The organism is Nonomuraea sp. LPB2021202275-12-8, assembly GCF_037044575.1.
Classification (GTDB): domain Bacteria; phylum Actinomycetota; class Actinomycetes; order Streptosporangiales; family Streptosporangiaceae; genus Nonomuraea.
Map to the genome: position 1 here is coordinate 1 of NZ_JBAHWD010000022.1, position 25,759 is coordinate 25,759.

The 25,759-nt window shown below is 70.5% G+C and carries 25 protein-coding genes; 12 read left to right on the top strand and 13 right to left on the bottom strand.

Annotation, left to right across the window (positions count from 1 at the left end; translation table 11 throughout):
- Nucleotides 1–31 precede the first annotated feature (31 nt).
- Nucleotides 32–676 (bottom strand): GNAT family N-acetyltransferase, encoded by a 645-nt coding sequence (locus V5E28_RS31765; RefSeq protein ID WP_336212412.1) that lies wholly within the window; start codon nucleotides 674–676, stop codon nucleotides 32–34.
- Nucleotides 677–806: 130 nt separating this feature from the next.
- Nucleotides 807–2,093: a pyridoxal phosphate-dependent aminotransferase gene (locus V5E28_RS31770; RefSeq protein ID WP_336212630.1), complete on the bottom strand. Its 1,287-nt coding sequence runs from the start codon at nucleotides 2,091–2,093 to the stop codon at nucleotides 807–809.
- A gap of 79 nt (nucleotides 2,094–2,172) precedes the next feature.
- Between V5E28_RS31770 and V5E28_RS31775 the strand changes: the two genes are divergently transcribed.
- Genes V5E28_RS31775 through V5E28_RS31785 form a run of 3 tightly spaced genes read left to right on the top strand, consistent with a single transcriptional unit; the run spans nucleotide 2,173 to nucleotide 4,828 of the window.
- Nucleotides 2,173–3,108 carry a LysR family transcriptional regulator gene (locus V5E28_RS31775; RefSeq protein WP_336212414.1) on the top strand — a complete coding sequence of 312 codons (936 nt, stop codon included), beginning with the start codon at nucleotides 2,173–2,175 and terminating at the stop codon, nucleotides 3,106–3,108.
- Nucleotides 3,109–3,127: 19 nt separating this feature from the next.
- Nucleotides 3,128–3,799 (top strand): ribonuclease HII, encoded by a 672-nt coding sequence (locus tag V5E28_RS31780; protein ID WP_336212416.1) that lies wholly within the window; start codon nucleotides 3,128–3,130, stop codon nucleotides 3,797–3,799.
- 33 nt (nucleotides 3,800–3,832) lie between these two features.
- Entirely contained in the window at nucleotides 3,833–4,828 is a 996-nt protein-coding gene (locus V5E28_RS31785) for an LLM class flavin-dependent oxidoreductase (RefSeq protein WP_336212418.1), read from the top strand.
- Nucleotides 4,829–4,886: 58 nt separating this feature from the next.
- Here the strand turns inward: V5E28_RS31785 and V5E28_RS31790 are convergent, their stop codons facing one another.
- Both V5E28_RS31790 and V5E28_RS31795 read right to left on the bottom strand, forming a co-directional pair.
- On the bottom strand, nucleotides 4,887–5,273 hold the full coding sequence (locus tag V5E28_RS31790) for an SCO5389 family protein (protein WP_336212420.1): 387 nt from the start codon (nucleotides 5,271–5,273) through the stop codon (nucleotides 4,887–4,889).
- An 86-nt stretch (nucleotides 5,274–5,359) separates the two neighbouring features.
- Nucleotides 5,360–6,289 (bottom strand): ATP-binding protein, encoded by a 930-nt coding sequence (locus V5E28_RS31795; RefSeq protein WP_336212421.1) that lies wholly within the window; start codon nucleotides 6,287–6,289, stop codon nucleotides 5,360–5,362.
- Between the two features lie 71 nt (nucleotides 6,290–6,360).
- Here V5E28_RS31795 and V5E28_RS31800 point away from each other — a divergent pair, with 71 nt between their 5' ends.
- From V5E28_RS31800 to V5E28_RS31810, 3 genes are all read left to right on the top strand, one after another.
- Nucleotides 6,361–6,888 carry a tetratricopeptide repeat protein gene (locus tag V5E28_RS31800; RefSeq protein ID WP_336212422.1) on the top strand — a complete coding sequence of 176 codons (528 nt, stop codon included), beginning with the start codon at nucleotides 6,361–6,363 and terminating at the stop codon, nucleotides 6,886–6,888.
- Between the two features lie 144 nt (nucleotides 6,889–7,032).
- Nucleotides 7,033–7,332, top strand: a complete 300-nt coding sequence (locus tag V5E28_RS31805; protein ID WP_336212423.1) for a hypothetical protein — start codon at nucleotides 7,033–7,035, stop codon at nucleotides 7,330–7,332.
- A 78-nt stretch (nucleotides 7,333–7,410) separates the two neighbouring features.
- Nucleotides 7,411–8,139 carry an SAM-dependent methyltransferase gene (locus V5E28_RS31810; protein ID WP_336212425.1) on the top strand — a complete coding sequence of 243 codons (729 nt, stop codon included), beginning with the start codon at nucleotides 7,411–7,413 and terminating at the stop codon, nucleotides 8,137–8,139.
- Nucleotides 8,140–8,261: 122 nt separating this feature from the next.
- Here the strand turns inward: V5E28_RS31810 and V5E28_RS31815 are convergent, their stop codons facing one another.
- The 3 genes from V5E28_RS31815 to V5E28_RS31825 form a co-directional block, all read right to left on the bottom strand.
- Nucleotides 8,262–8,738 (bottom strand): peroxiredoxin family protein, encoded by a 477-nt coding sequence (locus V5E28_RS31815; RefSeq protein ID WP_336212427.1) that lies wholly within the window; start codon nucleotides 8,736–8,738, stop codon nucleotides 8,262–8,264.
- Nucleotides 8,739–8,787: 49 nt separating this feature from the next.
- On the bottom strand, nucleotides 8,788–9,363 hold the full coding sequence (locus V5E28_RS31820; protein ID WP_336212428.1) for an RNA polymerase sigma factor: 576 nt from the start codon (nucleotides 9,361–9,363) through the stop codon (nucleotides 8,788–8,790).
- 253 nt (nucleotides 9,364–9,616) lie between these two features.
- The gene (locus V5E28_RS31825; RefSeq protein ID WP_336212429.1) at nucleotides 9,617–11,002 is read right to left on the bottom strand and encodes an LCP family protein; all 1,386 of its coding nucleotides are present in this window, start codon (nucleotides 11,000–11,002) and stop codon (nucleotides 9,617–9,619) included.
- A 184-nt stretch (nucleotides 11,003–11,186) separates the two neighbouring features.
- Between V5E28_RS31825 and V5E28_RS31830 the strand changes: the two genes are divergently transcribed.
- Both V5E28_RS31830 and V5E28_RS31835 read left to right on the top strand, forming a co-directional pair.
- Nucleotides 11,187–11,852: a class I SAM-dependent methyltransferase gene (locus tag V5E28_RS31830; protein ID WP_336212431.1), complete on the top strand. Its 666-nt coding sequence runs from the start codon at nucleotides 11,187–11,189 to the stop codon at nucleotides 11,850–11,852.
- A 51-nt stretch (nucleotides 11,853–11,903) separates the two neighbouring features.
- Nucleotides 11,904–13,343, top strand: a complete 1,440-nt coding sequence (locus V5E28_RS31835; RefSeq protein WP_336212433.1) for an MFS transporter — start codon at nucleotides 11,904–11,906, stop codon at nucleotides 13,341–13,343.
- 13 nt (nucleotides 13,344–13,356) lie between these two features.
- On the opposite strand, the gene V5E28_RS31840 is transcribed toward V5E28_RS31835, so the two are convergent.
- On the bottom strand, nucleotides 13,357–14,337 hold the full coding sequence (locus V5E28_RS31840; protein WP_336212435.1) for a polyprenyl synthetase family protein: 981 nt from the start codon (nucleotides 14,335–14,337) through the stop codon (nucleotides 13,357–13,359).
- Between the two features lie 111 nt (nucleotides 14,338–14,448).
- Nucleotides 14,449–14,658, bottom strand: a complete 210-nt coding sequence (locus tag V5E28_RS31845) for a hypothetical protein (protein ID WP_336212436.1) — start codon at nucleotides 14,656–14,658, stop codon at nucleotides 14,449–14,451.
- A gap of 146 nt (nucleotides 14,659–14,804) precedes the next feature.
- Between V5E28_RS31845 and V5E28_RS31850 the strand changes: the two genes are divergently transcribed.
- A complete protein-coding gene (locus tag V5E28_RS31850; protein WP_336212438.1) occupies nucleotides 14,805–15,755 on the top strand; it encodes a serine hydrolase domain-containing protein in 951 nt (316 codons plus the stop codon).
- Between the two features lie 43 nt (nucleotides 15,756–15,798).
- Here the strand turns inward: V5E28_RS31850 and V5E28_RS31855 are convergent, their stop codons facing one another.
- The gene (locus tag V5E28_RS31855; RefSeq protein WP_336212440.1) at nucleotides 15,799–16,641 is read right to left on the bottom strand and encodes an oxidoreductase; all 843 of its coding nucleotides are present in this window, start codon (nucleotides 16,639–16,641) and stop codon (nucleotides 15,799–15,801) included.
- A gap of 142 nt (nucleotides 16,642–16,783) precedes the next feature.
- On the opposite strand from V5E28_RS31855, the gene V5E28_RS31860 reads away from it, so the two are divergent.
- Nucleotides 16,784–17,374, top strand: coding sequence for a helix-turn-helix transcriptional regulator (locus tag V5E28_RS31860; RefSeq protein ID WP_336212441.1), 591 nt, complete (start codon nucleotides 16,784–16,786; stop codon nucleotides 17,372–17,374).
- A 28-nt stretch (nucleotides 17,375–17,402) separates the two neighbouring features.
- Here the strand turns inward: V5E28_RS31860 and V5E28_RS31865 are convergent, their stop codons facing one another.
- A complete protein-coding gene (locus V5E28_RS31865) occupies nucleotides 17,403–18,272 on the bottom strand; it encodes a LysR family transcriptional regulator (RefSeq protein ID WP_336212443.1) in 870 nt (289 codons plus the stop codon).
- Between the two features lie 71 nt (nucleotides 18,273–18,343).
- Between V5E28_RS31865 and dapA the strand changes: the two genes are divergently transcribed.
- A complete protein-coding gene (dapA, locus tag V5E28_RS31870) occupies nucleotides 18,344–19,222 on the top strand; it encodes a 4-hydroxy-tetrahydrodipicolinate synthase (protein WP_336212445.1) in 879 nt (292 codons plus the stop codon).
- On the opposite strand, the gene V5E28_RS31875 is transcribed toward dapA, so the two are convergent.
- Entirely contained in the window at nucleotides 19,184–20,329 is a 1,146-nt protein-coding gene (locus tag V5E28_RS31875; RefSeq protein WP_336212446.1) for an FAD-dependent oxidoreductase, read from the bottom strand. The two genes, dapA and V5E28_RS31875, sit on opposite strands and share 39 nt — an antisense overlap.
- A 50-nt stretch (nucleotides 20,330–20,379) precedes the next feature.
- On the opposite strand from V5E28_RS31875, the gene V5E28_RS31880 reads away from it, so the two are divergent.
- Nucleotides 20,380–20,859 (top strand): MarR family winged helix-turn-helix transcriptional regulator, encoded by a 480-nt coding sequence (locus tag V5E28_RS31880; RefSeq protein ID WP_336212447.1) that lies wholly within the window; start codon nucleotides 20,380–20,382, stop codon nucleotides 20,857–20,859.
- Here V5E28_RS31880 and V5E28_RS31885 read toward each other — a convergent pair.
- Nucleotides 20,854–25,758: a DNA repair ATPase gene (locus V5E28_RS31885; RefSeq protein WP_336212449.1), complete on the bottom strand. Its 4,905-nt coding sequence runs from the start codon at nucleotides 25,756–25,758 to the stop codon at nucleotides 20,854–20,856. The genes V5E28_RS31880 and V5E28_RS31885 overlap by 6 nt on opposite strands.
- Nucleotide 25,759 lies beyond the last annotated feature (1 nt).

The window sequence follows — 25,759 nt, forward strand, 5'->3', positions numbered from 1 at the left end:
TGGAATGGGCGGGGCCTTCGGCGGATGGTTTCTACGCTGCCTCGACCAGACCGAGCCTATGGAGCAGCCGTTCTCGTACGGCGGGCCATTCGGAGATCAGGATCGAGTAGAAGGCCGTATCTCGGACCGTATCGTCGGCGCCCCGACTTTCCGCTCGCCGCACCCCGTCGAAGTGTGCGCCGAGGGCCTCGATGGCGGCCCGGGATCGGACATTCCTTACGTCGGCCTTGAGGGTGACGCGGTGGAGTTGCCAGGTCTCGAAGGCGTGCGAGAGCAGGAGGAACTTGCTCTCCCGGTTGGCACCCGTGCCCTGGGCGGAAGCGCCCAGCCAGGTGTAACCGATGTCGGCCACGGACGGGACCTCGCCCACCGCACCACGCGCGCCCGGTGGCCAGGGCATGGGGCCCTGCCAGTACTCCAGGTGCATGAAACGGGTGGCACCGACCACGCGGTCGGTGTGCAGCCACCGGATGGCGAAGGGCATCGTGCGGCCCTCCGCCTGCTCAGCCAGCGCGGCCTCCACGTAGGAGGCCATGTCGTCCCGGCTGTGCGGGACGCGAGTGAAGCCATAGGTGGAGCGGTCTTCACTCGCCGCGGCGACCAGGTCATCGACCGCCGCGAGGCTGAGAGGTTCCAGGCGCACGAGGCGCCCGGACAGGGTGACAAGAGCGGGCATGTGCACATGATGGAGGGTGCCCGGAGCGCACGGAACCACGGCGCTCCGGCCATCCCAGCCGACCCCCGGCAAACCCGGTGTCTTCGCAGGTCAGAGGGGTGATTCTGGACGATCTCCGGCAAAGATTCGCCTAACCGTGACATGGGGTCGGCACGAGCGCCGGACGCCGTTCACGCACCGGACCGCGCCGTACCAGCGACAGCTCCTTCAGCCCCATCGTCAGGTGGTCGAGAGCGGCCGAGATCCAGGGGAGCTGGAGCGGATCCGGGCTGTCCAACGCGGCCAGCCGCTCGTCGGTCGTCTCCCCGTACAGGAGGCTGACCGCCACCCGCACGCGCGCGGCGGCGGGGTCGTCGCCGAACGCGTGGCCGGGCAGCACCCCGATGCCGTGCTCGTCGAGCAGGATCCTGGTGATGTCGGCCGAGCCGCCGAGCCGCAGATGGCTCAGGTCCGGGTAGAGGTAGAAGCCGCCCTGGGGAGCGGGGACGTCCGCGCCGATCGCGACGAACCTGTCGCGGACCGCGCGCGCGAGCGTGCCGTGCAGCCTCCTGCTCAGCGCGATCCGCTCGGTCAGCTCAGGCGGATCCGTGAAGGCGTACGTCGCCGCCTGCTGCACCGGGGCGACCGGAGCCGACCAGATCTCGCTGGCCACCGCGAGCAGGCTCTTGCGCAGGTCGTGCACGCCCTCGGGCAGCCGCGCCACGCCGATCCGCCAGCCGCCCAGGGCCAGGCTCTTGCTCAGGCCGGTGGTGATGACCGTGCGCTCCGGAGCCAGGTCGGCCGGGGAGGTGTACGGCAGGGCGGGGTCGTGCAGCAGGTCGCGGTAGATCTCGTCGGAGATGATGAACAGGTCGAGCTCGCGGGCGACCTCCACCAGGCGGCGGATGGTCGGCGGCGTCGCGAGCCGTCCCGTGGGGTTGTCCGGCAGTGTGACAAGCAGCGAGCGGACGGTCCGGCCCTCGGCCCGCGCCCGCAGCACGGCAGCGGTCACCAGATCCGGATCCGGCACGCCGCCCTCCCCGAGCGGCGCGGGGACCAGGATGGGGCGTGAACCGACCAGGTCGGCCTGCGCGGCGTAGCTGACCCAGCTGGGCATGGGCAGCACGATGTCGCCGCCGATCGCCAGCAGCAGGCCGTACAGCAGCGACTTGCTGCCGGGCCCGCAGACGACCAGTTCGGGGTCGGTGGTGAGCCCTCGTCGGGTCCAGTAGCCCGCCGCCGCGCTCCGGAGCTCGGCCACCCCCGCGACCGGCCCGTAGCCGTTGCGATCGGATGCGGCGACCAGCTTGTCGCGCAGCGCCGGGTGGACGGGCAGCCCTGCCTCACCGAAGGCCAGGTGCAGCACGCGTTCCCCAGCGCGCCGTCTTCGCTCGATGTCCTCGTTGGCCGCCAGGGTGGCGGACAGGGTCACGGTCATGTTTGTCACGTTCCCAGGGTGGTTGGATGAAGGCATCAGCACAAGCGAGGCTTTTTGTGGGTAGGCATAAGGAAGTCCGATGCTCGATTTGCGCCGTTTGACGTTGATCTGCGAATTCGCCCGCCGGGGCAGCATCGCCGGGACCGCCGAATCCATGGGCTACAGCCCGTCGGCGGTCTCCCAGCAGCTCGCCGCGCTGGAGCGCGAGACCGGCACCGCCCTCATCGACAGGACCGCGCGCAGCGCCGAACTGACCGACGCCGGCCGGAGGCTGGTGGCACACGCGGAACGCATCCTTTCGATGGTGGAAGAGGCGGAGTCGGACCTGTCGGCCCACGCGGGCAGCCCCGCCGGACGTGTCGTGGTAACCGCCTTCCCCACAGCGGCCGTCGCATTCGCTCCTGCTCTCGCCCGTTCGCTCCGCCGTCACACCGAACTCACGCTCAGGCTGCGTCAGAGCAGGTCAGGGCGGGGGATGCGGGAGGTGCAGTCGGGCGAAGTAGACATCGCGCTCGTCGACGACTGGTACGGCCAGGCCCGCGACAGCGAGAATCTGCGGGTCTTCCCGCTGCTGATCGACCCGCTGGTGCTCGTGGTGCCGCGCAAGCACCGGCTGGCCGACCCGGCGGTGCCGCTGGACCTGCGCGAGCTGCGCGACGAGCCGTGGATGGCCACCCCGGACGGCGAGCCGTCGCGGCTGGCGGTCGACCGGCTCTTCGTCGACGTGGGCGGCACCAGGCCGGTGCCGTGGGAGTTCGAAGGGCTTGGAACGATCCTTTCGCTCGTGGCCAAGGGCATCGGCATCGCCGCCGTCCCCGCCCTGGCGCTGGCGGCAGGGGTGCGCGGGCTGTCGGTGCGCCAGTTCCCCGGCAACCCGGTGGGCCGCGACGTGCACGCGGTCGCCCGCGCCTCCAGCGTCAACCGCCCGTCGGTGTCGGTGACGCTGCGGGCCATCCACGTGGCCGCCCGCTACATCGCCGCGGATCTCGATCCGGTACGGCCGGCCGAGCGCTGAGGCAGTAGCGTCTGCTCTCATGGCGCCGACCTACGACATCGAGCACCTTCTGCTCGCCCAGCCCAGCGTCCGTACGGTCGCGGGCGTCGACGAGGTGGGCCGGGGAGCGTGGGCGGGGCCGGTCACCGTGTGCGCCGTGGTCACCGACCTGTCGCACCCTCCGGCCGGCCTCACCGACTCCAAGCAGCTGTCCGCCGCCAAGCGGGCGAAGGTGGCCGTGGAGCTGGAGCCCTGGGCGGCGGGCATCGGCTTCGGCGAGGCCAGTCATGCCGAGATCGACGAGCTCGGCATGACCCAGGCCCTGCGCAGGGCCGCCCGGCGGGCCCTGGAGGCGCTCCCGGTCCGGCCGGACGCGCTGATCCTCGACGGCAAGCACGACTACATCGGCCCGCCATGGCCCGTGCGCCTGGAGGTCAAGGGCGACGCGGCCAGCATCTCGGTCGCCGCCGCCTCGGTGATCGCCAAGGAGCGGCGCGACGCGTACATGGCCACCATCGGCTTCGACGACTACGGCTTCGCCGAGAACGCCGGCTACCCGTCGCCACAGCACCAGGAGGCGCTGGCCCGACTCGGCCCGACACCACACCACCGCCTGTCCTGGTCCTACCTCGACGACCTGCCGCGCTGGCGCCACCTCAAGCACCACCGGGACCCGGCGGCGGGCGAGGGGCAGGTCAGCCTCTTCGGCTGACACCCCGTGAGCCGTTCGGCCATCATCGGTGGGATGCGGATCGGCATCTTCCTGATCGCGGCCCGGTTTCCCGGCCAGGAGCCCGGACGGGTCCTGGCGGACGCGGTCGAGCTGGTCGTGGCCGCCGAACAGGCCGGATTCGACGACGCCTGGATAGCGGAGCACCACTTCATGTCCTACGGCGTCTGCCCCTCACCCACGACCCTGGCGGCGGTGGCGATCGGCCGCACCACCCGCATCAACCTGGGCACGGCGGTGAGCGTGCTGTCCACGCAGCACCCGGTAGCGCTCGCCGAGCAGGCCGCCATGCTGCACCACCTGTCCGGCGGGCGCTTCACGCTGGGCGTGGGCCGGGGCGGCCCATGGGTGGACCTGGAGGTCTTCGGCACCGGCCTGGCCCGATTCGAACGGGGGTTCCCCGAGTCGCTCGACCTGCTCCTCGCCGCGCTGTCGGGGGAGCCGTTCTCGGCCGGCGGCGACTTCTTCACGTTCCGGGAGACCGCCCTGGTGCCCGCCGCCCGGATGCGCCCGGTGGTGGCCTGCACCTCCGACTCCACTGCGGCGCTCGCGGCGGATCGCGGCCTGCCGATGCTGCTGGGCATGCACATAGGCGACGCGGAGAAGGCGGCCGCCGTCGGGGCCTACGCCTCCCGCCGCCGGGCGGCCGGTCCCGGCCACGTCGCGGCGGCGATCGCGCATGTGGCGGACACGACCGCGCAGGCGGTCCGGGAGCTCAAGCAGGCGATGCCCGCTTGGCTGGAGCCCGGCCTGGCCGGCTACGTCCCGGTGGACGACCGTCCGCGCGCTCCCAAGGACATCCACGCCTACGTGGACTTCCTCACCCGGATCCATCCGGTCGGCTCACCGGGACACTGCGTCCGGACTCTTGTACGGACATCGCGGGCGACGGGAATCCGCCATTTCATCCTCATGGTGGAGGGCATCGGAGATCACAAGCGCACTCTGGAGAACATTCGCCGGCTGGGCGCCGAGGTGCTGCCACTGCTTCACACCCGGAACGCGCCGTGAGCGCGGCCGTCCCCTGGAGGCCACCCGCCCATCGAGGCGGGTGGCCTCGCCGGTGGACTCAGCAGTCCACCAGCTCGGGCTTCTGGTTGAGAATCTGCGCGCGGGGTGTGACGAACTCGCGCAGGGACTCGCCGGCCGCCGGATCGAACACCGCCACCCGATGGCAGTTCTGGAAGGCCAGTTTGACGCCGAAGTGGCGCTCCAGGGACCCGCGCATCGCGTCGCTCGCCAGGCAGCGCAGGAGCTGCCCGCGGGCCTCCTCGTCCGGCGGCGGCACGTGGTTGTCGGCGAAGTCGGCTCCGGTCTTGTCACGCTGCTCGACCAGCTCGCTGATCACCGACCAGGCGTAGGGCAGGGAGTCTCGGACGCAGGCGACGAACGCCGCGTCGTCCACCTCCCCGGCTCGGGCCTGATCGAGCAGATCGTTCGGAACGGTCAGCGACATGCTGTCTCCTTTCGAAAGACATCGATCTCGACGCTAGGTGCGCTTCGCGGAACCCTCCAGATGGCTGGAGGGAGACAGTCGTGTGGTCAGGGGCCGTAGACGAACTCCGGGTCGACCTGCGCGGTGAGGTCCACGCCGGTCTTGGAGTTGGCCCAGGCGTGTGCGTTGCGCAGGTGGAACTCCGCCGTCTGGCGGCCGAACCGCTCCCAGTCCTTCACCTGCTCGTCGACGTGCTTGAGCAGCACGGCCAGCGCGTCGGAGTTGCCGGGCTCCAGGTCGTCGAGGGTGAGAGGGCGGCCCTGCTCCATGGCCCGGACCGCGGTGGAGTGCTCCATCCAGGTGAGCAGGTCGCGGCCCACGTGGCCGCGCAGGAAGTCCACGTCCGAAGGGCCGTGCACCTTGTTGCCGACGACCGCGAGCGGCACCTGGAAGTCGGCGGCGTAGTCGCGGTATTGCCGGTAGACGCCCACGCCCTGCCTGGTCGGCTCGGCGACGAGGAAGGTCAGGTCGAAGCGGGTGAACAGGCCGGAGGCGAAGGAGTCCGAGCCTGCCGTCATGTCGACCACCACATACTCGCCCTGGCCGTCGACCAGGTGGTTGAGCAGCAGCTCGACCGCGCCGACCTTGGAGTGGTAGCAGGCGACGCCGAGGTCGTCGTCGCTGAAGGGCCCGGTGGCCATCAGCCTGATGCCCTCGGGGGTGGTGACGGCGTGCTCGTAGGAGGCGAGGTCCGCGAAGGACAGCAGTCGCGAGCCGCGGCCGGGCGGGGTCGTCTTGACCATGGCGTCGGCCGAGGGGATGCGCGGGTTGTCGCCGCGCAGGTGGTCCTTGATCTCGGTGAGATGCGAGCCGAGCGGCTCGGGCGGGTCCTCGAGACCGAAGACGAGGGCCAGGTGCTGGTTGATGTCGGCGTCGATGGCGACCACCGGCGCGCCCTGGCTCGCCACATATCTCGCGAACAGCGCCGACATCGTCGTCTTGCCGCTGCCGCCCTTGCCGACGAACGCCACCCTCACGTGATCCTCCTGGGGCTGATTATGAAAACCGTTTCCACTTGCACGGGTGCCCATCATGCCACACTGGCCGCGTGCGAGATGAGGATTCGGCCCACGTGGCGCGGCCTGGCGACCGGTCCAGGGACGAGTTGCTGGCGCGCGGCGTCCTGCTGCGTGAGGAAGGCAGGCGCGAGGAGGCTCGCGAGCTGCTGGTGGAGCTGGCGGCGCGGCATCCCGGCGACGCCGAGATCGCCTATCAGACGGCGTGGGTGCACGACGCCCTCGGTCTCGAAGCCGAGGCGGCTCCCCACTACGAGCGGGCGCTGGCCGGCGACGGGCTGAGTGCCGAGGACCGGCTGGGCGCCTACACCAAGCTGGGCAGCACGCTGCGGGTGCTCGGACGGTTCGTCGAGGCGCTGGAGCTGTTCGAGCGGGCGCTCAAGGAGTTTCCCGGCGATCCGGGACTGCGGACGTTTCAGGCCATGGCGCTCTACAACCAGGGGCGGCCTCGCGAGGCGGTCTCCGGGCTGCTCAAGCTGCTGGCCGAGTCGGGCGACGTCGGAGGTTACCGGCGGGCCGTCGAGTACTACGCGGACAATCTGGACGAGACGGTCTCGTAGGGCGGAGCGTCCTTCGTAGGGGGCGCGTCAACCCAAGGGTGTAGCCGCTGGTTCGGTCCCTGGGCGGATGTGACCGTACGTGGTCTCGCCGTAGCGTTCAGATGACGGATCGACAGGGTCCGCACGAGCGGGGGGGTGAGAGCGATGGCCGTCATGACCCGGTCAGCGCGACGCACGGTGTCCTGGCAGGTCCTCCTGGCGATCATGGTCGAGGTCTTCCTGATCGTGCCGGTCGGGGTGTTCTACGGGCTGCTCGCCGCCGGTGCCGGCCAGTGGGTCGCGCTCCTGGCCGGAGGCGCCGTGCCGATGGCCGTCCTGGTGCACAAGGTGGTCAGCGGCGGGCGGATCGACGGGCTCGACTGGTTCGCGATCGGCACTTCCGGAAGGGCGTGCGGACGCTCACCGCCCTGTGGGGCGGCGCGCGTGGCGCTCGACTACCACTGATGAGACCGGTGATGGCATCCCGCACGCGCGAAATCGAGTGGACACGACAGGGACGGCCGTCAGTAGCCTGTGCCGGATATGGACAGGGACATCTTGAGCAATCTCGCGCATGCCGATCATCCCATCGCCTCTCCGATCAGCGAGGAGAACCTTTCCCGGCTGCTGCGCAGGGCCCGGCTCCCCGCCGGCGCAAGGGCGCTCGACCTGGGGTGCGGGTCGGCGTTCTGGAGCCTGCGGCTCCTGGAGCTGTACGGCGACGCCACGGCTGTCGGGGTGGACATCTCCGACCAGGGCTTCGCCTTCGCCCGCCAGGAAGCGGCTCTGCGGGGCGTGGGCGACAGGCTGACGTTGCACCATGGCTCCGCGAGCGGGTTCGACCAGGCGGGACCGTACGATCTCGTGCTCTGCGTGGGGGCGACGCACGCCTTCGGCGGGCTGGCCGCCACGATGAAGTCGATCGGGGATCTCGTCGTGCCGGGTGGGCTGGCGCTGGTGGGTGAGGGGTTCTGGGAGCGGCCGCCGGGCGCGGAGCTGGAAGATCAGATCGGGACCTATCGAGACCTGTCAGGGACCGTGGCGGAGGCCGAGGCGAGTGGCTTCCACACGGTGTACGCCCACACCAGCGAGCTCGGCGAGTGGGACGACTACGAGTGGTCGTGGACCGGGTCGCTCATCGACTGGGCGCTGCGCAACCCCGGCGAGGACGGTGAGGCCGCGAGGGCGGCGGCCCTCGCGCACCGTGAGATGTGGCTCGACGGCTACCGTGACCGGCTGGGCTTCGTGACGTTGCTGCTGCGGAGGGTCTAGGGCCCGTTTGCCGGCCGGGCGTACCGACCAGGCCGTCGTCAACCTGCACGCCTCCAGGCCGTCGCGCTCACCACGCTTTTCGACCCCACCGCCTGAGCAACTCCGTTCCTCGAAAGATCGCCCTAAAGTGGATCACCCACAGGTGCGAGGGCCTGGACGGCGGCGGTGATCTCCTTCCTGTGGTAGCTGCTGGTGGGCAGCGTGGCGCCGTGAGCGTGGCGGACGATGCCCTGGGAGTCAATCAGGATGCTGCCCGACTGCTGCAGCGAGCCGAAGACCTTTCTGCTCAGGCCGATCACTTCGTGCGGGGTGGCGTGGCGACCGATGAGGACGGGGAACGGGATCTGGCGCTTGGCCTTCCACGCGGCCGCTGCTTGGCGGTCCTCGGGAACCGCGACGAGCACCTGGACGTTGCCGGCCGCGAACTCGTCGCGGCGCCGGACCAGGTCCTGGACGTGCCTGTTGCATACCGGGCATGACGTCGCCCGCATGAAATAGATCAGCACGGCATGGTGGCCTTGGTAGTCGGACAGGCGGACGGTCTTGCCGTCGGTGTCTTCCAGCACTACGTCGGGCGCGGGCGATCCGGTTTCGAGCATGGCGGAACTCTCCTTCGAACTCGGGCTGTGGGAATACGGTCTGCTCAGGTCAGGCGCTGGCGGCTCCGCGGTCGGGCGGGCCACCAGGGGCGTCGGTCTTGCCGTCCAGGCTGAGCCGGACCCTGCTACGGGCCCGGTGCAGCTGGGACTTCATCGCGGCGTTGCTCAGGCCGAGCGTCTCTGCGACCCTCCGCCCCGGATAGCCCAATACATCCCGCATGATCAGTACTCTGCGCTGAACGTCCGGCAGTTCCCTGATCGCTTGTGCGACGAGCGCGGCTTCCAGACGCCGGATGACCTCGTCCTCGGCCGACGTCGCCAGGCCGGTACCGACCTCGTCATAGCGGTCGACAAGAAGCCGGGCACGGCGCAGGCATTCGTTCCGGACGATTCGGAACATCCACGATGCCAGCGCCCCGGTGGCGCGCAGTGAGCCGATCTTCCGATAGAGGATGATCAGCGCTTCCTGCGCGGCGTCCTCGGCATCCTGTGGGGACGCGCAAAGATGCTCCGCGAAGCGTCGCACGTGAGAATGGGCACCGTGGACCACCGCCGTGATCGACTCGCGATCGCCGGCCTGTGCGGCCTCGATGAGCCGCGTGCTCGCCCAGCCGGGGTCAGCCACGTCCGTGCCCTTGCCGTCGCGAAGTCCTGAAGAGTGCCTGCCGCACCGTCGGCATCATGGCGTCACTCATCCGCATCTCCTCCCCGGCATAACCGTCTACTCATAAGAGGCCCCCACACCGCGAAAGGATTCACCCTTTCAGGACCGACCTCGCCGGCGCACACCGAGCAGCGGGCCAAGGCCGGGCGCGGGCTTCGCTCGGCTGCAAACAACCGCCCTGACCACCTGAAAAGGCACTACTAGGTCTCAGGAGCTAGCGGCAGGCGGCGTCGAGGGCGATCGGCTTCTCGGGGCTCTGCGCCGGGCTGGTCGTCGAGCGGGCGGCCTGCGGAGTGGACGGCGACGTGAGGGTCGGGCGCTCCGAGAGGACCTGCGAGACCTTCTGCCGGATCAGACGCCAGTCCGGGGCGGCGGTGTTGATCAGCGGCGGGACGAAGCTCAGGCTCCGGATGCGGGTGTCCTTGACCTTCTGCGACAGCTCGACCAGGGCGGGCAGGAGGTCCTGCGGGACGTCGGTGGCGATGGCCCGCTTGGTGGCCGTGGCCAGGCCTTCGAAGCTGTTGATCACGGTCACCGGGTCGGCCTGCTTGGCGACGGCGTTGAGCAGGCACTTCTGGCGGCCCATGCGCACGTAGTCGTCGCTGTCGGTGCGGGAGCGGCCATACCAGAGGGCTTCCTCGCCGTTGAGCTTGCGCGTGCCGGCGGGCAGCAGGCCTTCGCGGTACTTGCCGTACACGATGGGTTCGTCGACGGTGACCCGGACCCCGCCCATGGCGTCGATGATCTCGGCGAAGCCCTTCATGTCGATCATGGCGTAGTAGGACACCGGGATGCCGAGGATGCCGCCGACCGTCTCCTTGAGCAGGGCCGGGCCGCGCTTGCCCCTGGCGACGCCGGGGACCGTCTCCGGGTGGTCCTCGGCGTACTGGAAGACCTCGTTGAGCAGGCCGGGCGTGGTGGGGCCGTCTCCGGTGAAACCGCTGGGGAAACGGGACCGGGCGGGGCCGTTGGGCATTGGCACGTCTTCGAGGTTGCGCGGCAGGCCGAACAGGGTGGTCGCGCCGGTCGCTGTGTCCACGCTGGCCACGGTCATGCTGTCGGTGCGCACCCCGGGCCGGTTCGGGGCGGAGTCCGCGCCGACGAGCAGGAAGTTGACGCGCTGGGCGCCGTTCCACGGATCCTCGGACATGACCGGGCCGGTGTTGGCGGCGAACAGGTGGTGCACCATGTCACGCGACAGGTAGGCGAGCCTGGCGGCGTAGGCGGTCGGGGCCAGGATGAGCGCGCACAGGGCGATGGTCAGGCCGGTGGTGAGCGCCCGGCCGAGGGCGCCGGCGGCGGTGGGCCGCACCAGCACGTAGGACCAGATGATCACTGCGGTCCAGGCGACCGCCAGGGCGGCCAGCGCGAGGGCGAGCACGGTGATCCAGCGCGGCTGGACGGCCAGCGACAGCAACCGGGTGCTGAACGCGGTCAGCATCGTGAGGATGAAGGCGAGCAGCAGCACGTGGGCCGACATGAGCAGCAGGCCGGTCCTGTGGCGGTGTGCCGCCAGGTGGGCGACCCCCCAGAGCAAGGCCGATCCGGCCGTGAGCGCGAGACTCGTCCCGAGCCCGAAGTCGCGGTCCTTTCCTGTCATGCCTGGTCAAACCCCCATCGCCCGCCATTCTCTGCAACGTTAGTCATAGGTTGCGGATGATTGACACGTCCCAAGGGAAGTGTCGGGTCAACAACGGGTCAAGAGATTCTTGAGTTATAACGTGAATGTGCTGAATCGACGCGGTAGGTATGGGTTAGATGCGCCTTGGGCCTTTGGCGGCCTTGTGCTGGGCGCGGTCCTGCTGTTCGCGCTGACGGCGGCCTCGCTCGCCAACGACATCCTGGCGGCTGCCATCGCCTTCCTCGTCGGCGGCCTCTACACCCTCGCCAGCGCGTCGAGCTATCTCTACACCACGCGCCGGGGCAAGTTCGCGGTCTGGGCAGAGGAACTGCCCGAGTTGACGGGCGAGGAGAAGCTCCTCGACCTCGGCTGCGGCCGGGGCGCGGTACTGCTGCTCGCGGCCAGGCGGCTCGACCGGGGCAGCGCCACGGGCGTCGACCTGTGGCGGTCGAAGGGCCGATCCGGCAACGGCCAGGCGGCCACCCGCGCCAACGCCGAGGCCGAAGGCGTCTCCGAACGCGTCGAGCTGGTCACGGGGGACATGCGGGAGCTGCCGTTCGACGACGCGTCCTACGACGTGGTGGTCTCCGCCCTGGCCGTGCACGACATCGCCGACCCCGAGGGGCGCGAGCGCGCGATCCGCGAAGCCCACCGGGTGCTGCGCCCCGGCGGGCTGCTGCTGATCGCGGACTTCCACCACATCCCCGCGTACGAGGACACGCTGCGCGCGCTCGGAGTGGTCGACGTCCACAGGCGCGACCTGGGGTGGCGCTACTGGTACGGCGGGCCCTGGTTCAGGACCTGGATGCTCCGAGCACGCAAGCCATAACCCTGTTTTCTTCAGGTTTGCCATTCGCCCAGGGGGTATCGAGTTGACCTTATGAGCGAGGTGGAGACCGGCACCGTCACCACTAAGGTGCCTGCCCGGCTTGACCGGTTGCCATGGTCACGCTGGCACTGGATGATCGTCATCGGGCTGGGCACCGTCTGGATTCTCGACGGGCTCGAAGTCACCATCGTGGGCAACCTGTCCGCCCAGCTCGCCAAGCCGGGCAGCGGCCTGGAGATCACCCAGGCGCAGGTGGCGGGTCTCGCCGCGGCCCTCTACGTGGCCGGCGCCTGCTCGGGGGCGCTGTTCTTCGGCTGGCTGACCGACAGGTTCGGCAGGAAGAAGCTGTTCATCATCACGTTGCTGGTGTATCTCGCGGCCACGCTGGCGACCGCGTTCTCCTTCAGCGCGTGGTGGTTCTTCCTCTTCAGGTTCCTCACCGGGTTCGGCATCGGCGGGGAGTACGCGGCCATCAACTCCGCCATCGACGAGCTCATCCCCAGCAGGCACCGCGGCAGGATCGACATCCTCATCAACGGCAGCTACTGGCTCGGCGCGGCGGGCGGCGCACTGCTGACCGTCCCGCTGCTGAACAACCTGCCCGTCAACATCGGCTGGCGCGTGGCGTTCGGCCTTGGCGTGGTGCTCGGCCTGGCGATCCTCCTGGTGCGCAGGCATGTGCCGGAGAGCCCGCGATGGCTGTTCATCCACGGACGGGATCGCGAGGCGGAGAAGATCGTCGAGGACGTCGAGCGCGAGGTGGGCGGCGACCTGCCGGAGCCCGAGCAGTCCATGACCATCCACCAGCGCAAGTCGATCGGGTTCATCCGGATCGCGCACACCATGGTGGCGCTCTATCCCAAGCGGACCGTGCTCGGCCTGTCGCTCTTCATCGGCCAGGCGTTCCTGTACAACGCGATCACGTTCGGGTACGCGCAGATCCTGTCGACGTTCTACGGCATCGACACCTACACCGGTTACTACTTCGCCGTCATCGCGGTCGGCAACTTCCTCGGCCCGCTGCTGCTCGGCAGGCTCTTCGACACCGTGGGCCGGATCCCGATGATCTCGGCCACCTATGTCGGCTCCGGGCTGCTGCTTCTCGGCACGGCCTGGCTGTTCAACCAGGGCGTGCTCACCGCGGTCACGCTGACGGCCTGCTGGTCCGTGGTGCTCTTCGTGGCCTCGGCGGGGGCCAGCTCGGCCTACCTGACGGTGAGCGAGATCTTCCCCATGGAGACCAGGGCGATGGCCATCGCGTTCTTCTTCGCGATCGGCACCGCCGCCGGCGGCATCGCCGGTCCGCTGATCTTCGCCGAGCTGGTCTCCACCGGGGTGCCCAGGGACACGGCCCTCGCCTTCGTGATCGGCGCCATACTGATGATCATCGCCGGCATCGTGGAGTTGGTCTTCGGCGTCAAGGCCGAGCGGAGGGGGCTGGAGGACATCGCCGCGCCCCTCTCGGCGGTCACGCCGGGCAAGACCCCGTGACCCGTTCGCCGGGTCAGCCCGCCGCCGTCAACCTGGCCAGCCCCGCCACCTGCTCGATGTACGCGCTCGGCAGGCCGTACAGCAGGCCGGCGAGCTCACCGTCGTGGATCACCGGCAGCGCGGCCAGCGCGTCGGCGGCCAGCCCCGTGCAGTGGTCGATCGTGGCGTCCACCATGTCGCTCGCCCGCAACCTGCGCAGGACCTCCTCCACCGCGGCATCGGTCATGTCCCTGCCCAGCAGGTGGGTCACCTCGGCGCCGGCCAGGAGCAACGGCAGGCTGTAGACGCCCTGGCGCAGGTCGTTGCCCGCGGGCTTGCCGAGCTGCTCGGCGGACGCGGTCAGATCGAGCAGGTCGTCGAGGACCTGGAAGATCAGGCCGAACTTCTCCCCGTACGCCGCCATCCGGGCCCGCTCCTCCGGCGAGGCGTACGCGCACACGGCGCCCACCAGGCAGCTCGCGCGGAACAGGGCGGCGGTCTTGCCGGTGATCGACCTGATCGCGCTGTCCACCGTCCGCCTCTCGTCGAACAGGTCGGTGGTCTCCAGATACTGGCCCTCGGCCAGCTCCACCACCACCGCGGCAAGCACCTCGGCCACCGGCTTGGACACCGACGTGATCGCGGCCAGCCCGGCCTTGGCCAGCATGAAGTCCCCGATGACCAGCGCCTTGCCGTCACCGAGATCGGCGTTGAGCGTACGGGTGCCGCGCCGTTCCACGGCCCTGTCCATGAGATCGTCATGCACCAGGGAGCCGGTGTGGATGAGCTCCACGCACGCCGCCGCCGTGATCACGCGGCGGTCCGGCTGCTTGCCCAGGGCCAGGGAGGTGGCCAGGGTCAACGCCGGACGCAGGCGCTTCCCGCCGGCGCCGACGATCCGCCCGATCCCCGCGTTGATGCCGGGGAGCACGGAGGAACCGCTCAGCCGGTGAATCCTGGCCTCGACCTTGCGTAGGCCCTGGGCGATGGCGGGGGATCTCAGGAGTTCGTCCATACGATCAAGCCTGTGTCATGAGGGCTGTGCGGTTGCTGAGAGATCCTGAGGCGCCTCTCAGGCCTCGGGTGCCGTCGTGGGCGCCGAGATCATGGGGGCACGGGTCTACGCCTAGGTCGTCACCTGGCGGAAGAGGATGGTGGCGCGGAAGCTGCCCGGCGCTTCGGGGTCCGGTTCCACCTTGGCGCTGATGATGTGCAGCTCCGCCCCTTCGCCGAAGAAGCGTTCGGCCACGGGGTAGGCGGCGGCTTCGATGCCGCCGGGCGTTGGCTCGCTCACCGTCACGGACAGCTCGAAGGGGATGGGATCGCGCTTGTGCATGTCACACACCTTCAGGTTTCGCCGCCGGGGGGAGCGGGTCACGTTCAGAGCGACCTACCCAAAGGAGCGGAACTTACGACGGATGGGCTTGACCCGGGCTGTGTGTGAGGCTTTATGCCTGCATGTGCCGACTGGTGGAGGTCATCATGACAATGGCGGATCGCGTCGAAGCCGTCCTGCGCGCCGGAGAGGCGCCGAATCTGCACGGGCTCGTGGTGCTCCAGCACGGGCGGGTGGTGCTGGAGCGGTACGGCGCGGGCGAGGACCACAAGCTCGGGGACTCGCTGGGGCACGTCACGTTCGACGCCGGCACGCTGCACGACGTGCGGTCCATCAGCAAGAGCGTCGTCGCGCTGCTGTACGGCATCGCGCTGAAGGACGGGCTGGTGCCGGAGCCGGGGGAGGGGCTGGTCCGCCAGTTCCCGGAATATCTGGACCTGGTCGCCGATCCGGCTCGCGCCCACCTCACCATCGAGCACGCGCTGACCATGACCCTCGGCCTCGAATGGGACGAGAGCGCGCCCTACACGAGCGCGGCCAACAGCGAGATCGCCATGGAGGAGGCCCCGGACCGGCACCGCTACGTCCTCGAACGGCCCATCGTCGAGGAGGCGGGCAGGCGGTGGTCCTACTGCGGCGGAGCCTCGGCGCTGATCGGCGGGATCATCGCCAAGGGCACCGGGAGGCCGCTGGCTGAGTACGCGCGGGCCGCCCTGTTCGAGCCGCTCGGGATCGGCGAGTTCGAGTGGACGACGGGGAGAGACGGGATGGCCCTGGCGGCCGCGGGGTTGCGGCTCAAGCCGCGCGACCTGGCGACGATCGGGACGATGGTGCTCGACGGCGGCGGGGGGATCGTGCCGGGGGACTGGCTCGACGAGGTGCTGCGCCCGCGCGTCCCGATCGGCGACGACTTCGCGTACGGCTATCAGTGGTACGTCGACACCGGCGAGGTCCGCAAGGTGGGCGCGCACGGCAACGGCGGGCAGCGGCTCTACCTCGTCCCCTCGCGGGAACTGGTGGTGGCGTTGACGGCGGGCGACTACAACGACTCCACCCAGCCCAGCACCACGGCCGTGTTCAAGGCGCTGCTCGGCTGACGGCCGACGACACCGCCGTCACGGACCAGCGCCTCCAGACCACTCAGCCCCGCAGGTCAGACAGGTCCTCGTCGCTGAGACCGAGGTCCTTCGCCCCGAGGTTCTCCTCCAGGTGATCGAGCGAGCCGGTGCCCGGAATCGCGAGCACCGACGACGAGGTCGCCAGCAGCGAGGCGATCCTGACCTGCGCCGTGGTCGCGCCCAGGCGTGCTGCGACCGTGCCGAGCCGTTCGGTGTCGAGCGGGCTGCGGCCACCGCCGAGCGGGAAGTAGGGCACGTACGCGATGCCCGCTTCCTCGCACTCCGCCAGCAGCCCCATGTCCTCGCTGTGCTGGTTCTGCACCGCCGCGACGGGCGCGATCGCCCGGGCCTCGGCGAGCTGGGCGTTGTCCACGTTACTGACGCCCAGGTGCCTGATCAGCCCCTCCGCGCGGAGTTCGGCCAGCACCGCGAACCGTTCGGCGATCGACTCGCCGCCCGGCCCGGTCATCCCGCCGACCCGCAGATAGACCAGGTCGAGCCGGTCCAGCCCGAGGGAGCGCAGATCCGCCTCGACCAGGCCGCGCAGCTGATCAGGCGTCGCCTGCTCGCTCGGCATGCCGTTCGGTCCGCGCAGGGGCCCGACCTTCGTCGCGATCACCAGGTCGGCGCTGTAGGGGGTCAACGCCGTGCGGATCAGCTCGTTGGCCAGCACCGTTCCCCTGCCGTAGAAGCCGGCCGTGTCGATGTGGTTCACGCCCAGTTCCACGGCGCGCCGGAGCACCGCGATGCCGTTCTCGGGGGCTCGCGCCGGGCCGTCGAAGGTGCCCATCGCCAGGCGCATCGCGCCGAAGCCGAGCCGGTTGATGGTCAGGTCTCCGCCGAGGGAGAAGGTAGGGGTCGTCATGCGGCTCATGGTGTCCGCCGCCACGACGGCCCGCGAGCTCGTGGCAGCTTGCTGCCAGACTGGAGGTATGCGGAGCGAACAAGTCTTTTCAGTCCAAGGGGACGCAGAGTTGGTCGCGCGTGCCGGTCATCTCTTCGAGTCCGTGCAGACCGAGTTCCTGTGCGCCGCCCGGGACCTCAGGACCTGGTCGCAGCCGGAGGCCAGGGCCGCGATCCGCAACCGGATGCGCGCCGCCGATTCCCCGGACTTCACCGCTCGCAAGCTGCTCAGCCCGGTCGCGCTGGTCGACGAGGAGGCCCGCGCGCACCTGCGGCTGCTGCAGAGCAAGGGCGCTCTCGTGCGGATCAGCGGCTCGCTGCTGCCCAACGAGACCATCGTCATCGACCGGCGGGTGATGATTCTCGCCGGCCGAGAGACCCCTGCCGGCCGCGACTACACCGTGACGACGTCGCAGACGCTGGTCGACGGCGTCCACTCGCTGTTCTGTGCGATCTGGGACGGCGCCGTCGATCTCGACACCTACCTGCGCGGCGACGTCCCGCATCTCGATGCCGAAGGGCGCGTGATCCTCGAAGCCCTGGGTTCGGGACTTACCGACGAATCCGCGGCCAGACGGCTCGGCGTCTCGCTGCGCACCTACCGGCGGCGCGTGGCCGAGCTGATGGCCACGCTGGAGGCCGACTCCCGCTTCCAGGCCGGGCTGCGCGCGAGCGAGCTGGGGCTGTCCCGCTGAAGAGCGTGATGATCGCGGCCCTTCCGGTCTACAGAGGGAGACGGTCGATCGCCGTCCGGAAGGCGGCCACGGCCGCTCGGATCGCCGGATGGTCTCCGTACCCTCGCCTGAAGGCCGCCAGCGTGCGGCGGCTCAGCGGGAGCGGGGTCAGTCCGACGCCGGGTGGGGGCGCGAGTGCGGCGAGTTGCGGCACGAGTGCCACCCCGTGGCCGGCGGCGGCGAAGGCGAGCACGGTGTCGAAGTCGTCGACGTGGTGGCGGACGAGCGGTTCGAAGCCTGCTGCCTGACATGCCCTGATCGTCATGGTGTGGCAGAGGGTGCCGGGCTTGCCGGCGATCCACGGGTCGCCGGCGGCCTCGGCGATGGCCGGCCGGTTCGTCAGGTACATCGGCTCGCTGAAGAGGGCCTCCGTCTCCAGCGACGGGTCGGTGACCGGCGGCACGAAGTCGTACTCGTGCACCAGCGCGACGTCCAACTCGCCCGCGCGCAGGGCGGCCGAGACGTCGGCGGGGTCGATCTCGGAGACCATCGGCACCAGGCCGGGGTGCGCGCCGGTCAGGCCGGCGAGCGCGGGAGGGAGCAGCACCCGCGTCGCCGTCGGGAACGCGCCGATGCGCAGCGGGCCCGCGGGGCCGCCGCGGACGGCGGCGAGCGCGGCGGCGGCGCGTTCGAGCTCCTCCAGCACCGCCTGCGCGTGCTCGACCAGCAGATATCCCGCCGGGGTGAGCGTGACGGTGCGGCCGGTGCGTTCGAGCAGCGGCACGCCGGCCTCCTTCTCCAGGGCGCTGAGCTGCTGGGAGACCGCCGACGGGGTGAACGTGACGGCTTCGGCGACGGCGGCGATGGTGCCGCGCCGGGACAGTTCGCGGAGAAGGTGGAGCTTTCGAGGGTCCAGCATCAGACAAGCTTACGCTGGACCGCAGAAATCGTCGCTGGACCTAACGGGTTCGCAGGCGGCACGCTCGAAGCATGCTGAGTGGAATCCATGTACCTCTGATCACCCCGTTCACCTCGACCGGCGAGGTGGCCGTGGACGCGGTCGAGAAGCTCGCCGGCCACGTGCTCGACCAGGGCGCGTCCGGGCTGGTGGCGCTGGGCACGACCGCCGAGGTCGCGGCGCTGAGCCCCGCCGAGCGCGGCCAGGTGATCGAGGTGTGCGCGCGGGTCTGCGGGGAGCGCGGCGTGCCGCTGACCGTCGGCGTCACCGGGAACGACACGAGGGGCGCCGCCGAGGCGCTGAAGGAGCTGCCCGAGGGGGTCGCGGCCGCGCTGGTGACGGTGCCGTACTTCCTGCGGCCGGGTGAGCGCGGGGTCGTCGCGCACTTCGAGGCGCTGGCGGAGGAGACGCCGGTGCCGCTGGTGATCTATCACATCCCCTACAGGACCGGGCAGGCGGTGAGCGCCGCCACCCTGCGCCACGTGGGCGCGCACCCCATGGTCGCGGGCGTGAAGTACGCCGCCGGGGGGATCGACCAGGACGCCGTGGACCTGCTCGGCGACCTGCCCGACGGCTTCCAGGTGCTCGGCGGGGACGACGCGTTCGTCTCGCCGCTGCTGGCGCTGGGCGCCTCCGGCGGCATCCTGGCCTCCGCGCACCTGGCCACGGACCGCTTCGCCGAGCTCGTGGACGCCTGGCACGCCGGCGACGTGGTGAGGGCCAGGACGCTGGGGCACCGGCTGGCACGGCTGTCCGCCGCGCTCTTCGCCGAGCCGAACCCGACAGTCATCAAGGGCGTGTTGCACGCCCGGGGCCTGATCCCGACCCCGGACGTGCGGCTGCCGCTGCTGCCCGCGAGCGAGCGGGCCGTCTCACAGGCTGACATGGTGCTGGTACATCCAGGCCAGTGACGTCTGACCGGCGGTCCTCTTCAGGAAGTACGGCATCAGCGCGTCGCGGAAGACCCGGGCCACCGGGCCCGCCGCCTTGCTGTTGCTGATCGTCCTGGCGTAGGCCACCACCCGCTCGACCCTGCCGCGCCGCTCGCTCTCGAACAGCCGGAACGCCTCACCGTGGCCGGCGGTGTCCCGAAGGCACCTGGCCAGCACCACGGCGTCCTCGATGGCCAGCGAGGCGCCCTGGCCGGAGCTGGGCGAGGTGGCGTGCGCGGCGTCGCCGGTCAGCAGGACCCGGCCGCGGTGCCAGGTCGGCAACGCCGGCAGGTCGTGGATCGGCAGCATCGGCCCGACCTCGGCGCGGCGGATCAGTTCGGCGGAGAAGTTCGCGTCGTCCTCGAACGCCTCGACCAGGATGGGCTTCCAGTCGCCGGGCACGTCACCGAGCTCGCGCGGCAGGTTGGCGAACCACCAGGTCTCGCCGGACTCGGCCACCGTGTAGCCGAAGAACGCCCGCTTGCCGAAGACCATGTGGTAGACGCCGGGCTCGCCGGTGAAGTCCCCGTCGCGCACGATCCCGCCGCCGCTGTAGAGACCCGCGTAGCGGGGCGCGGGCGCGTCCGGGTCGAGCAGGCGGCGGGTGCGCGACCGCACGCCGTCGGCGGCGATGAGCAGGTCGCCGGTGGCCTCGGTGCCGTCCTCGAAGCGGGCCGTCACCTGGCCGCCGGTGTCCTCGAAGGAGACCAGGCGCTTGCCGTACGAGATCGGGATCCCGCGCCGCACGGTCTCGTCGCGCACGATCCGGTAGAGGTCCGAGCGCAGGATGGTGTGGCTCACCGTGCCGTCGTCGAGCGCCATCCCGTTGGCCACCTCGCCCAGGCGCTTGCCGGTGCCGCTCCACATGACCATGTGCGGGGTGGGGATGCCCGCGAGCATCACCTCGCGGTGCGCGTCCAGCGTCCGCAGCGCGTCCAGGCCGTTGGAGGCGATGTTGAGGAACGCGCCCACGCCCTCGGCCGTCTCGCTGCGAGCCTCGAAGATCTCGGCGTCGACGCCCACCTCGCGCAGCGCCATGGCGATGGCGGGCCCGCCGATTCCGCAACCTATGACCAGAGCCTTCATCATGATAACCTTTCGTTCGGTCGAACGAAATATATGTCGAGGAGGTGCTCGTGTCCAGAGATATTTCGGAGCACCGAAAGAATTTGCTGGAGGCGCTGAGCATGGCCGGGCGCGACAACAGCAACGCCGCGGTGATGTACCACACCGCCATGGGCGAGCGGATGGGCCTCGGGGCGAGCGAGGAGAAGACCCTCGACCTGCTGCAACGCCTCGGACCGCTGACCGCGGGCGAGATCTCCCAGCACACCGGGCTGGCGCCGGCCTCGATCAGCGGGCTGATCGACCGGCTGGAGGCCAAGTGGCTGGTACGGCGCGTCCGGCACGAGAAGGATCGCCGGCGGGTCATCGTGGAGATCAACCACGAGCGGATCGCCGGCTTCGGTGAGCTCTTCGAGCCGCTGGTGACCGGGCTCACCGAGCTCTACGCCGGCTACTCCGACCAGGAGCTGGAAGTGATCCTCGACTTCCTCCAGCGGGCCACCGCCGTCCAGCGAGCGGCCACCGCGAAGCTCACCGAGCGGAGCTCATGACTCCCTGATGGCCGAGCCGACCTCCCGGACCCGGTCCGCCAGCAGCCCGAGGGCGCCGACCGCCCTGGTCATCGGATCGTCGCCGCTGCCGCCCAGCGCCTTGGCCCGCAGGTAGGCCGCCTTGATCTCGGTCCAGCGGGCCTGCTGCTCAGCGGTCATGCGGCCGCGCAGCTCGGCGAGCTTGAGCAGGTTCGCCTCGGCGTCGGTGGTGAGGGTCTGCGCCTCGCCCAGGTAGTGGTCGTCGATCACCGCTTCGAGCTCGGCCTCGTTCATCGCCGGGACGATGCGCTCGGCCAGCTTGTTCATGTTGCGGTAGGAGCCCTGCAGCCGGTACGGCGGCTCGGTACGGGCGGCGTCGGACTGGGCCGCCGAGGCGATGTAGGCCCGGTTGTTGGCCAGGACCACCTCCTGCGCCCGCACCAGCTTGCGCAGCACGCTCAGGATCTGGTCCAGCTCGGGCCCCGAGTAGGGATGGCTGAGCTGGTCGGGCCTGACGGCCTGGTCGCCCTTCGCCAGCCGGACCAGGAGCTCGACATCCGACCGGTCTCGGGCCGACAGCGGCGCGAGCACCGGGTTGGAAGTGAGGGCGTTGTCGATGTAGCTCAGCGCGAACAGCTCGTCCCTGCCCGACAGGACGTCGCCCAGGTTCCACACGTCAGCGCGGTTGGCGAGCATGTCGGGGATGCGGAACCGCTGGCCGGACTCGGTGTACGGGTTGCCCGCCATGCACACCGCGAACCTCTTGCCGCGCAGGTCGTAGGTGCGGGTGCGGCCGTTCCAGACACCCTCGATGCGGCGCTGGGCGTCGCACAGCGAGATGAACTTCTGCAGCAGCTCGGGCGAGGTGTGCTGGATGTCGTCCAGGTACAGCAGCGTGTTGCCGCCGCTCTCCAGCGCGAAGGAGATCTTTTCGACCTCCTGCCTGGCGGTGGCGTTCGGCGCCTCCGCCGGGTCGAGCGACGTCACCGCGTGCCCCAGCGCCGGCCCGTTCACCTTCACGAACATCAGTCCCAGGCGGCTGGCGACGTACTCCATCAGCGTCGTCTTGCCGTAGCCGGGCGGCGAGATGAGCAGCAGCAGGCCCATCTGGTCCGTCCGCTTCCCCTCGCCGGAGGCCCCGAGCTGCTTGGCCAGGTTGTCGCCGATCAGCGGCAGGTAGACCTCGTCCAGCAGCCTGTTGCGCACGAAGGCGCTCATGACCTTGGGGCGATACTCCTCCAGCCGCAGCCTGGCCCGCTCGGCCTCGACCAGCTCGGTGCGGCGCCGCTGGAAGGCCCGGTAGGCCGGCACCCGCTCCGCCGCGAACCGCCGCGTCCGGTCCAGGATCTCGTCCAGCCGGATCTCCAGTTTCCTGTCCACGATCCGCGGGTGCGCCCCCAGCAGCCCGTCCACGGTCGCGGCGACCGCCGCGCTGGAGTCGTGCCGCTCCAGGTCGCAGAGCTGCACCGCGATGGCCTCGGGCAACTCCGGCCCCTGGCTGAACGCCCCGAGCCAGGCCTGGGCGAGCTGCACCCGCTCAGGCAGGGCGACGGCCTTGAGGTCCTCCTCGAACTCGCGCACCTTGGCCGGTCCCAGAGCCTGGTGGAATCCCTCGACCAGATCCCGCGCGGCCTTGCTGGTCACGAACCCGTCGGGCTTGCCGGCGAGCTCCTCGACGAGATACTCCCCGGCGATGCCGGCGACATCCCCGGCCACATCCCCGGCCGCACCGCCGGCCGCACCGCCGGCCGCGTCGCCGCCCGGCGCGCCGACGGTCGCCAGGAACGCGCCGATCAGCCCGCCCAGCTCCGCTGCCAGCGACGCGAGCGCGGGCGTGGTCCCGAAGACCGCTCTGGCCCGGCCGAGCGACACGGCCCGGGTGGCGAATGTTTTACGTGAAACCTCCTGGACCCCGTACGCCCAGAAGAGCTGGGCCGCCGCCCTCGCCTTCGGCGGGTAGCGCAGCAGGCCCGCGCCTTCGCGCAGCCGGAGGAGGGTGTCGAGGATGGCGGTGGCGTCGTGGTCGTGGACGCCCTGCTCGTAGCCCTCGTCGTAGCGCTCCTGGGCGGCCCGCCGGACGAGCTCGGGCAGGTCGGGGCCGAGGGCCGCGGTCTCCATGAGGGACGCGGCCAGGTGCTCGGCGCGGTAGACCTCGGCGGTCTCCGAGACGAGCAGCTGGTCCCAGAAGGGGCGGGTGTCGGCGAAGGAGGCAGGGGCCGGAGAGCGGTAATCAGTGCCGGTGATGGCGAAGTGCATCTCGACGTGCTCGTGGTCGCGGCCGCTTCGCTCCACGTGTGGCACCAGCGTGAGGTCGATCGGCTGGGTGTTGACGGCGAAGCGGTGGCGGCCGAGGCGGATGGTCTCGCCGCCGTCGCTGAACAGGTCGAGCCGGTCGCGCAGGGCACGCCCGGCCTCCTGCTGCGCCGCCTTGACCCGGCCTTCCAGCTCCTCGGCCCGTACGGGGTCGCCGAGGTCGCGCAGCTCGGCGGAGACGGATCGGAGCTTGGCCACCATGGGGTCGGTGGCGAAGTAGGTGTTGACCTCGTCGAGCGAGCCGAGCGTGGAAAGCCTTCTGGTGATGCTGCCGAGCGTGCGTTCCGCCGAGGCGAACAGCCGGTCGGCGCGGCGGGCGAGCGCGTCCAGCTGCGTCTGCTTGCGGGCCGAGAAGGCCTCGTAGACGTCCTCGCGCTTGGCGTTGAGCTGCTCGGCGAAGTCGTCGAACTCGCCGAAGCGCGACTCCAGGTTCTCCACCTGGAGCATCAGCCTGCCGAGCTGCTCGTCGCACTTGGCCGGGGTGTCTGCGACGGCGAGCGCGCCGGTGATGGCCTGGCCGAGCAGCGCGAACTCGGCCGCGAACGCCGCCCTGCCCTCGGCGCCGAGCAGCTCGCGCCGGCGCCCGTCCAGCAGGGCCCGAGCCCGGTTGACGCCGCCGAGCACCTCGGCGATCCGGCTCAGGATGGAGGTGCGGACGGTGGCGTCGGCGATGTCGAGCGAGCCGACCACCTCGGTGACGACGTCGAGTCCCTCCGTCTGCGTGGCCAGCCGCTCGGCGACCGGCGCTGCCTCCGCCACGGTGCTGATCGCGGACGCCTCCGCGGCGAGCCCCTCCACGGCCGCGTGGTAGGCGGTGAACGCCTCGGGCTGCTCCAGGAACGCGATGGCCCGGCCGCCCGCCGAGGTGAGCTCACCGGTCAGCGCGTCGGCGAGCTCGTCCAGCCTGGCCAGGTCGAGGTAGCGGACCTCGCGCAGCGTCACCAGGTGCCCCTGGGCCCTGCGCAGGGTGGCCAGCAGGGTGACCCAGGCGTCGGCCGTCGTGGGGGAGTCGCCCGCGGAGCGGCGCAGCAGGTGGGTGACCTCCTCGGCGGCCTCGGCGAGCGTGCCGGCCGCCTGGCGGGTGAGCTGCTCGACGCTCTCGTACTCGTCGAGGACCTGCTCGGCGGTGGCGCGCACGTCGGCGAGCGGGCCGCGCAGGCCGTGCTCGCCGAGCCAGTGATAGCTGTCGAAGGCGCGCGTGCAGGCGGCGATCAGCGCCTCGAAGGTGGCGGCCGACGGCGCCATCTCCTCGACCATGCGGGACACCGACAGGCAGTCGGAGATCCCGCGCACCAGCTCGGCGTTGCCGATGCGCTCCAGCGGCCCGGTGCCGGAGGGCTGGGCGGCGGCGTAGGTGTCGGAGACGTACGGCGTCTGCCACACCTGCATGGGGTGCACCCGCGTCGGCTCCTCGGAGGTGGCGCGGAAGACCACCATGGTGCCGTCGTCGAACACCGAGTAGCCGTGGCAGACGATGGGGTTCGCCACCTCCTTCCTGATCACGTTGTACGGCAGCAGCAGCGAGCGTCCGTCACCTCTGGCGTGGAAGACGTACAGCACGTCCTCGCCGTTGGGGGAGCGGACGACCCGCTCGAACTCCAGGTCGCTGACGTCGGTGTCGAACGTCTTGCTGACCCCCGTGGCGAGGTAGTAGCCCCCGGGGAAGATCAGCCCCTGGTCCTCCGGCAGCCGCCGGCACGCCTGGCCGATCCCGTCCAGCCTGTCCACGGCCTTGGTGCGGGTGTTGAAGACCAGGTGACGCCACTCGGTCTCCTTGTACGGCCTGATCCGCATCAGGATGAGCGGCCCGACGCGGGCGTGCTCGACGTCGGCGTCGGCCAGGCTCTGCAGGGGCTCGGCGACGGGCTCGGCGTAGATGCCCTCGCCGGACTCGGTGTTGTTCTCGATCTTGATGGTGAGGTCGCCGCCGACGGTCTCGACGAACACCTCGTCCTCGATGGAGATGTGCGGGTGGCGGCCGAGCACGTGGTCGTCGCGGGTGGTGGCGGTCCACTCGAAGTCGTGGGAGGCCGGGAAGACATGGTCCCGCTCCCCGCGATTGTCCTGATATTTCGTGACCCCGGTGGGCGAGACCGTCCAGCGGAGGACGCGGATGTCGGCCGGGCCCGTCCGGAAGACGGCCAGCAGCTTGCCCTCCACCCGCCTGAGCTGCGCGAGCGTGGTCTCCTTGTAGTAGCGGTAGAGCTCGGCGAAGTCCTTCCCGAAGGCCGGGTCGTCCAGGGCCGCCAGCTTCTCCGGGTCGAACCTGAAGGCGTCGCCGTCCCGGGTGAACCGGTGCACCGAGAAGACGTCGGCCACCGCGGTCTCCGGCTTGAGCCCGATGAAGACGTTGTAGCCGAACAGCATGACGTCACCCACGGAGACGATGTCCCTGGGGACGCAGTTGTTCTCCGTGCGGATCCGCTCGGTGCCCAGCAGGCGCAGCTCGGCCCCGCCGAACACTTTCAGGCGCTCCGTGTTGACGGCCTCCGCCGCCTTCGACAGCGCCTTGGCCTGGGCGCCGAGCCGGTTGCTGAGCACCTCGTAGGTGCCGGCCTCAAGGACCGCGGTGCTCGTGAGGCCGGGCTGCTGGGCGTTCTCGATCACG

Excerpts from the sequence above, each read along its gene's own strand:
- V5E28_RS31765 (WP_336212412.1), bottom strand. The coding sequence starts at position 676 with ATGCCCGCTCTTGTCACCCTGTCCGGGCGCCTCGTGCGCCTGGAACCT.
- V5E28_RS31770 (WP_336212630.1), bottom strand. The coding sequence starts at position 2,093 with ATGACCGTGACCCTGTCCGCCACCCTGGCGGCCAACGAGGACATCGAG.
- V5E28_RS31775 (WP_336212414.1), top strand. The coding sequence starts at position 2,173 with ATGCTCGATTTGCGCCGTTTGACGTTGATCTGCGAATTCGCCCGCCGG.
- V5E28_RS31780 (WP_336212416.1), top strand. The coding sequence starts at position 3,128 with ATGGCGCCGACCTACGACATCGAGCACCTTCTGCTCGCCCAGCCCAGC.
- V5E28_RS31785 (WP_336212418.1), top strand. The coding sequence starts at position 3,833 with ATGCGGATCGGCATCTTCCTGATCGCGGCCCGGTTTCCCGGCCAGGAG.
- V5E28_RS31790 (WP_336212420.1), bottom strand. The coding sequence starts at position 5,273 with ATGTCGCTGACCGTTCCGAACGATCTGCTCGATCAGGCCCGAGCCGGG.
- V5E28_RS31805 (WP_336212423.1), top strand. The coding sequence starts at position 7,033 with ATGGCCGTCATGACCCGGTCAGCGCGACGCACGGTGTCCTGGCAGGTC.
- V5E28_RS31810 (WP_336212425.1), top strand. The coding sequence starts at position 7,411 with ATGGACAGGGACATCTTGAGCAATCTCGCGCATGCCGATCATCCCATC.
- V5E28_RS31815 (WP_336212427.1), bottom strand. The coding sequence starts at position 8,738 with ATGCTCGAAACCGGATCGCCCGCGCCCGACGTAGTGCTGGAAGACACC.
- V5E28_RS31825 (WP_336212429.1), bottom strand. The coding sequence starts at position 11,002 with ATGACAGGAAAGGACCGCGACTTCGGGCTCGGGACGAGTCTCGCGCTC.
- V5E28_RS31835 (WP_336212433.1), top strand. The coding sequence starts at position 11,904 with ATGAGCGAGGTGGAGACCGGCACCGTCACCACTAAGGTGCCTGCCCGG.
- V5E28_RS31840 (WP_336212435.1), bottom strand. The coding sequence starts at position 14,337 with ATGGACGAACTCCTGAGATCCCCCGCCATCGCCCAGGGCCTACGCAAG.
- V5E28_RS31845 (WP_336212436.1), bottom strand. The coding sequence starts at position 14,658 with ATGCACAAGCGCGATCCCATCCCCTTCGAGCTGTCCGTGACGGTGAGC.
- V5E28_RS31850 (WP_336212438.1), top strand. The coding sequence starts at position 14,805 with ATGACAATGGCGGATCGCGTCGAAGCCGTCCTGCGCGCCGGAGAGGCG.
- V5E28_RS31855 (WP_336212440.1), bottom strand. The coding sequence starts at position 16,641 with ATGACGACCCCTACCTTCTCCCTCGGCGGAGACCTGACCATCAACCGG.
- V5E28_RS31865 (WP_336212443.1), bottom strand. The coding sequence starts at position 18,272 with ATGCTGGACCCTCGAAAGCTCCACCTTCTCCGCGAACTGTCCCGGCGC.
- dapA (WP_336212445.1), top strand. The coding sequence starts at position 18,344 with ATGCTGAGTGGAATCCATGTACCTCTGATCACCCCGTTCACCTCGACC.
- V5E28_RS31875 (WP_336212446.1), bottom strand. The coding sequence starts at position 20,329 with ATGAAGGCTCTGGTCATAGGTTGCGGAATCGGCGGGCCCGCCATCGCC.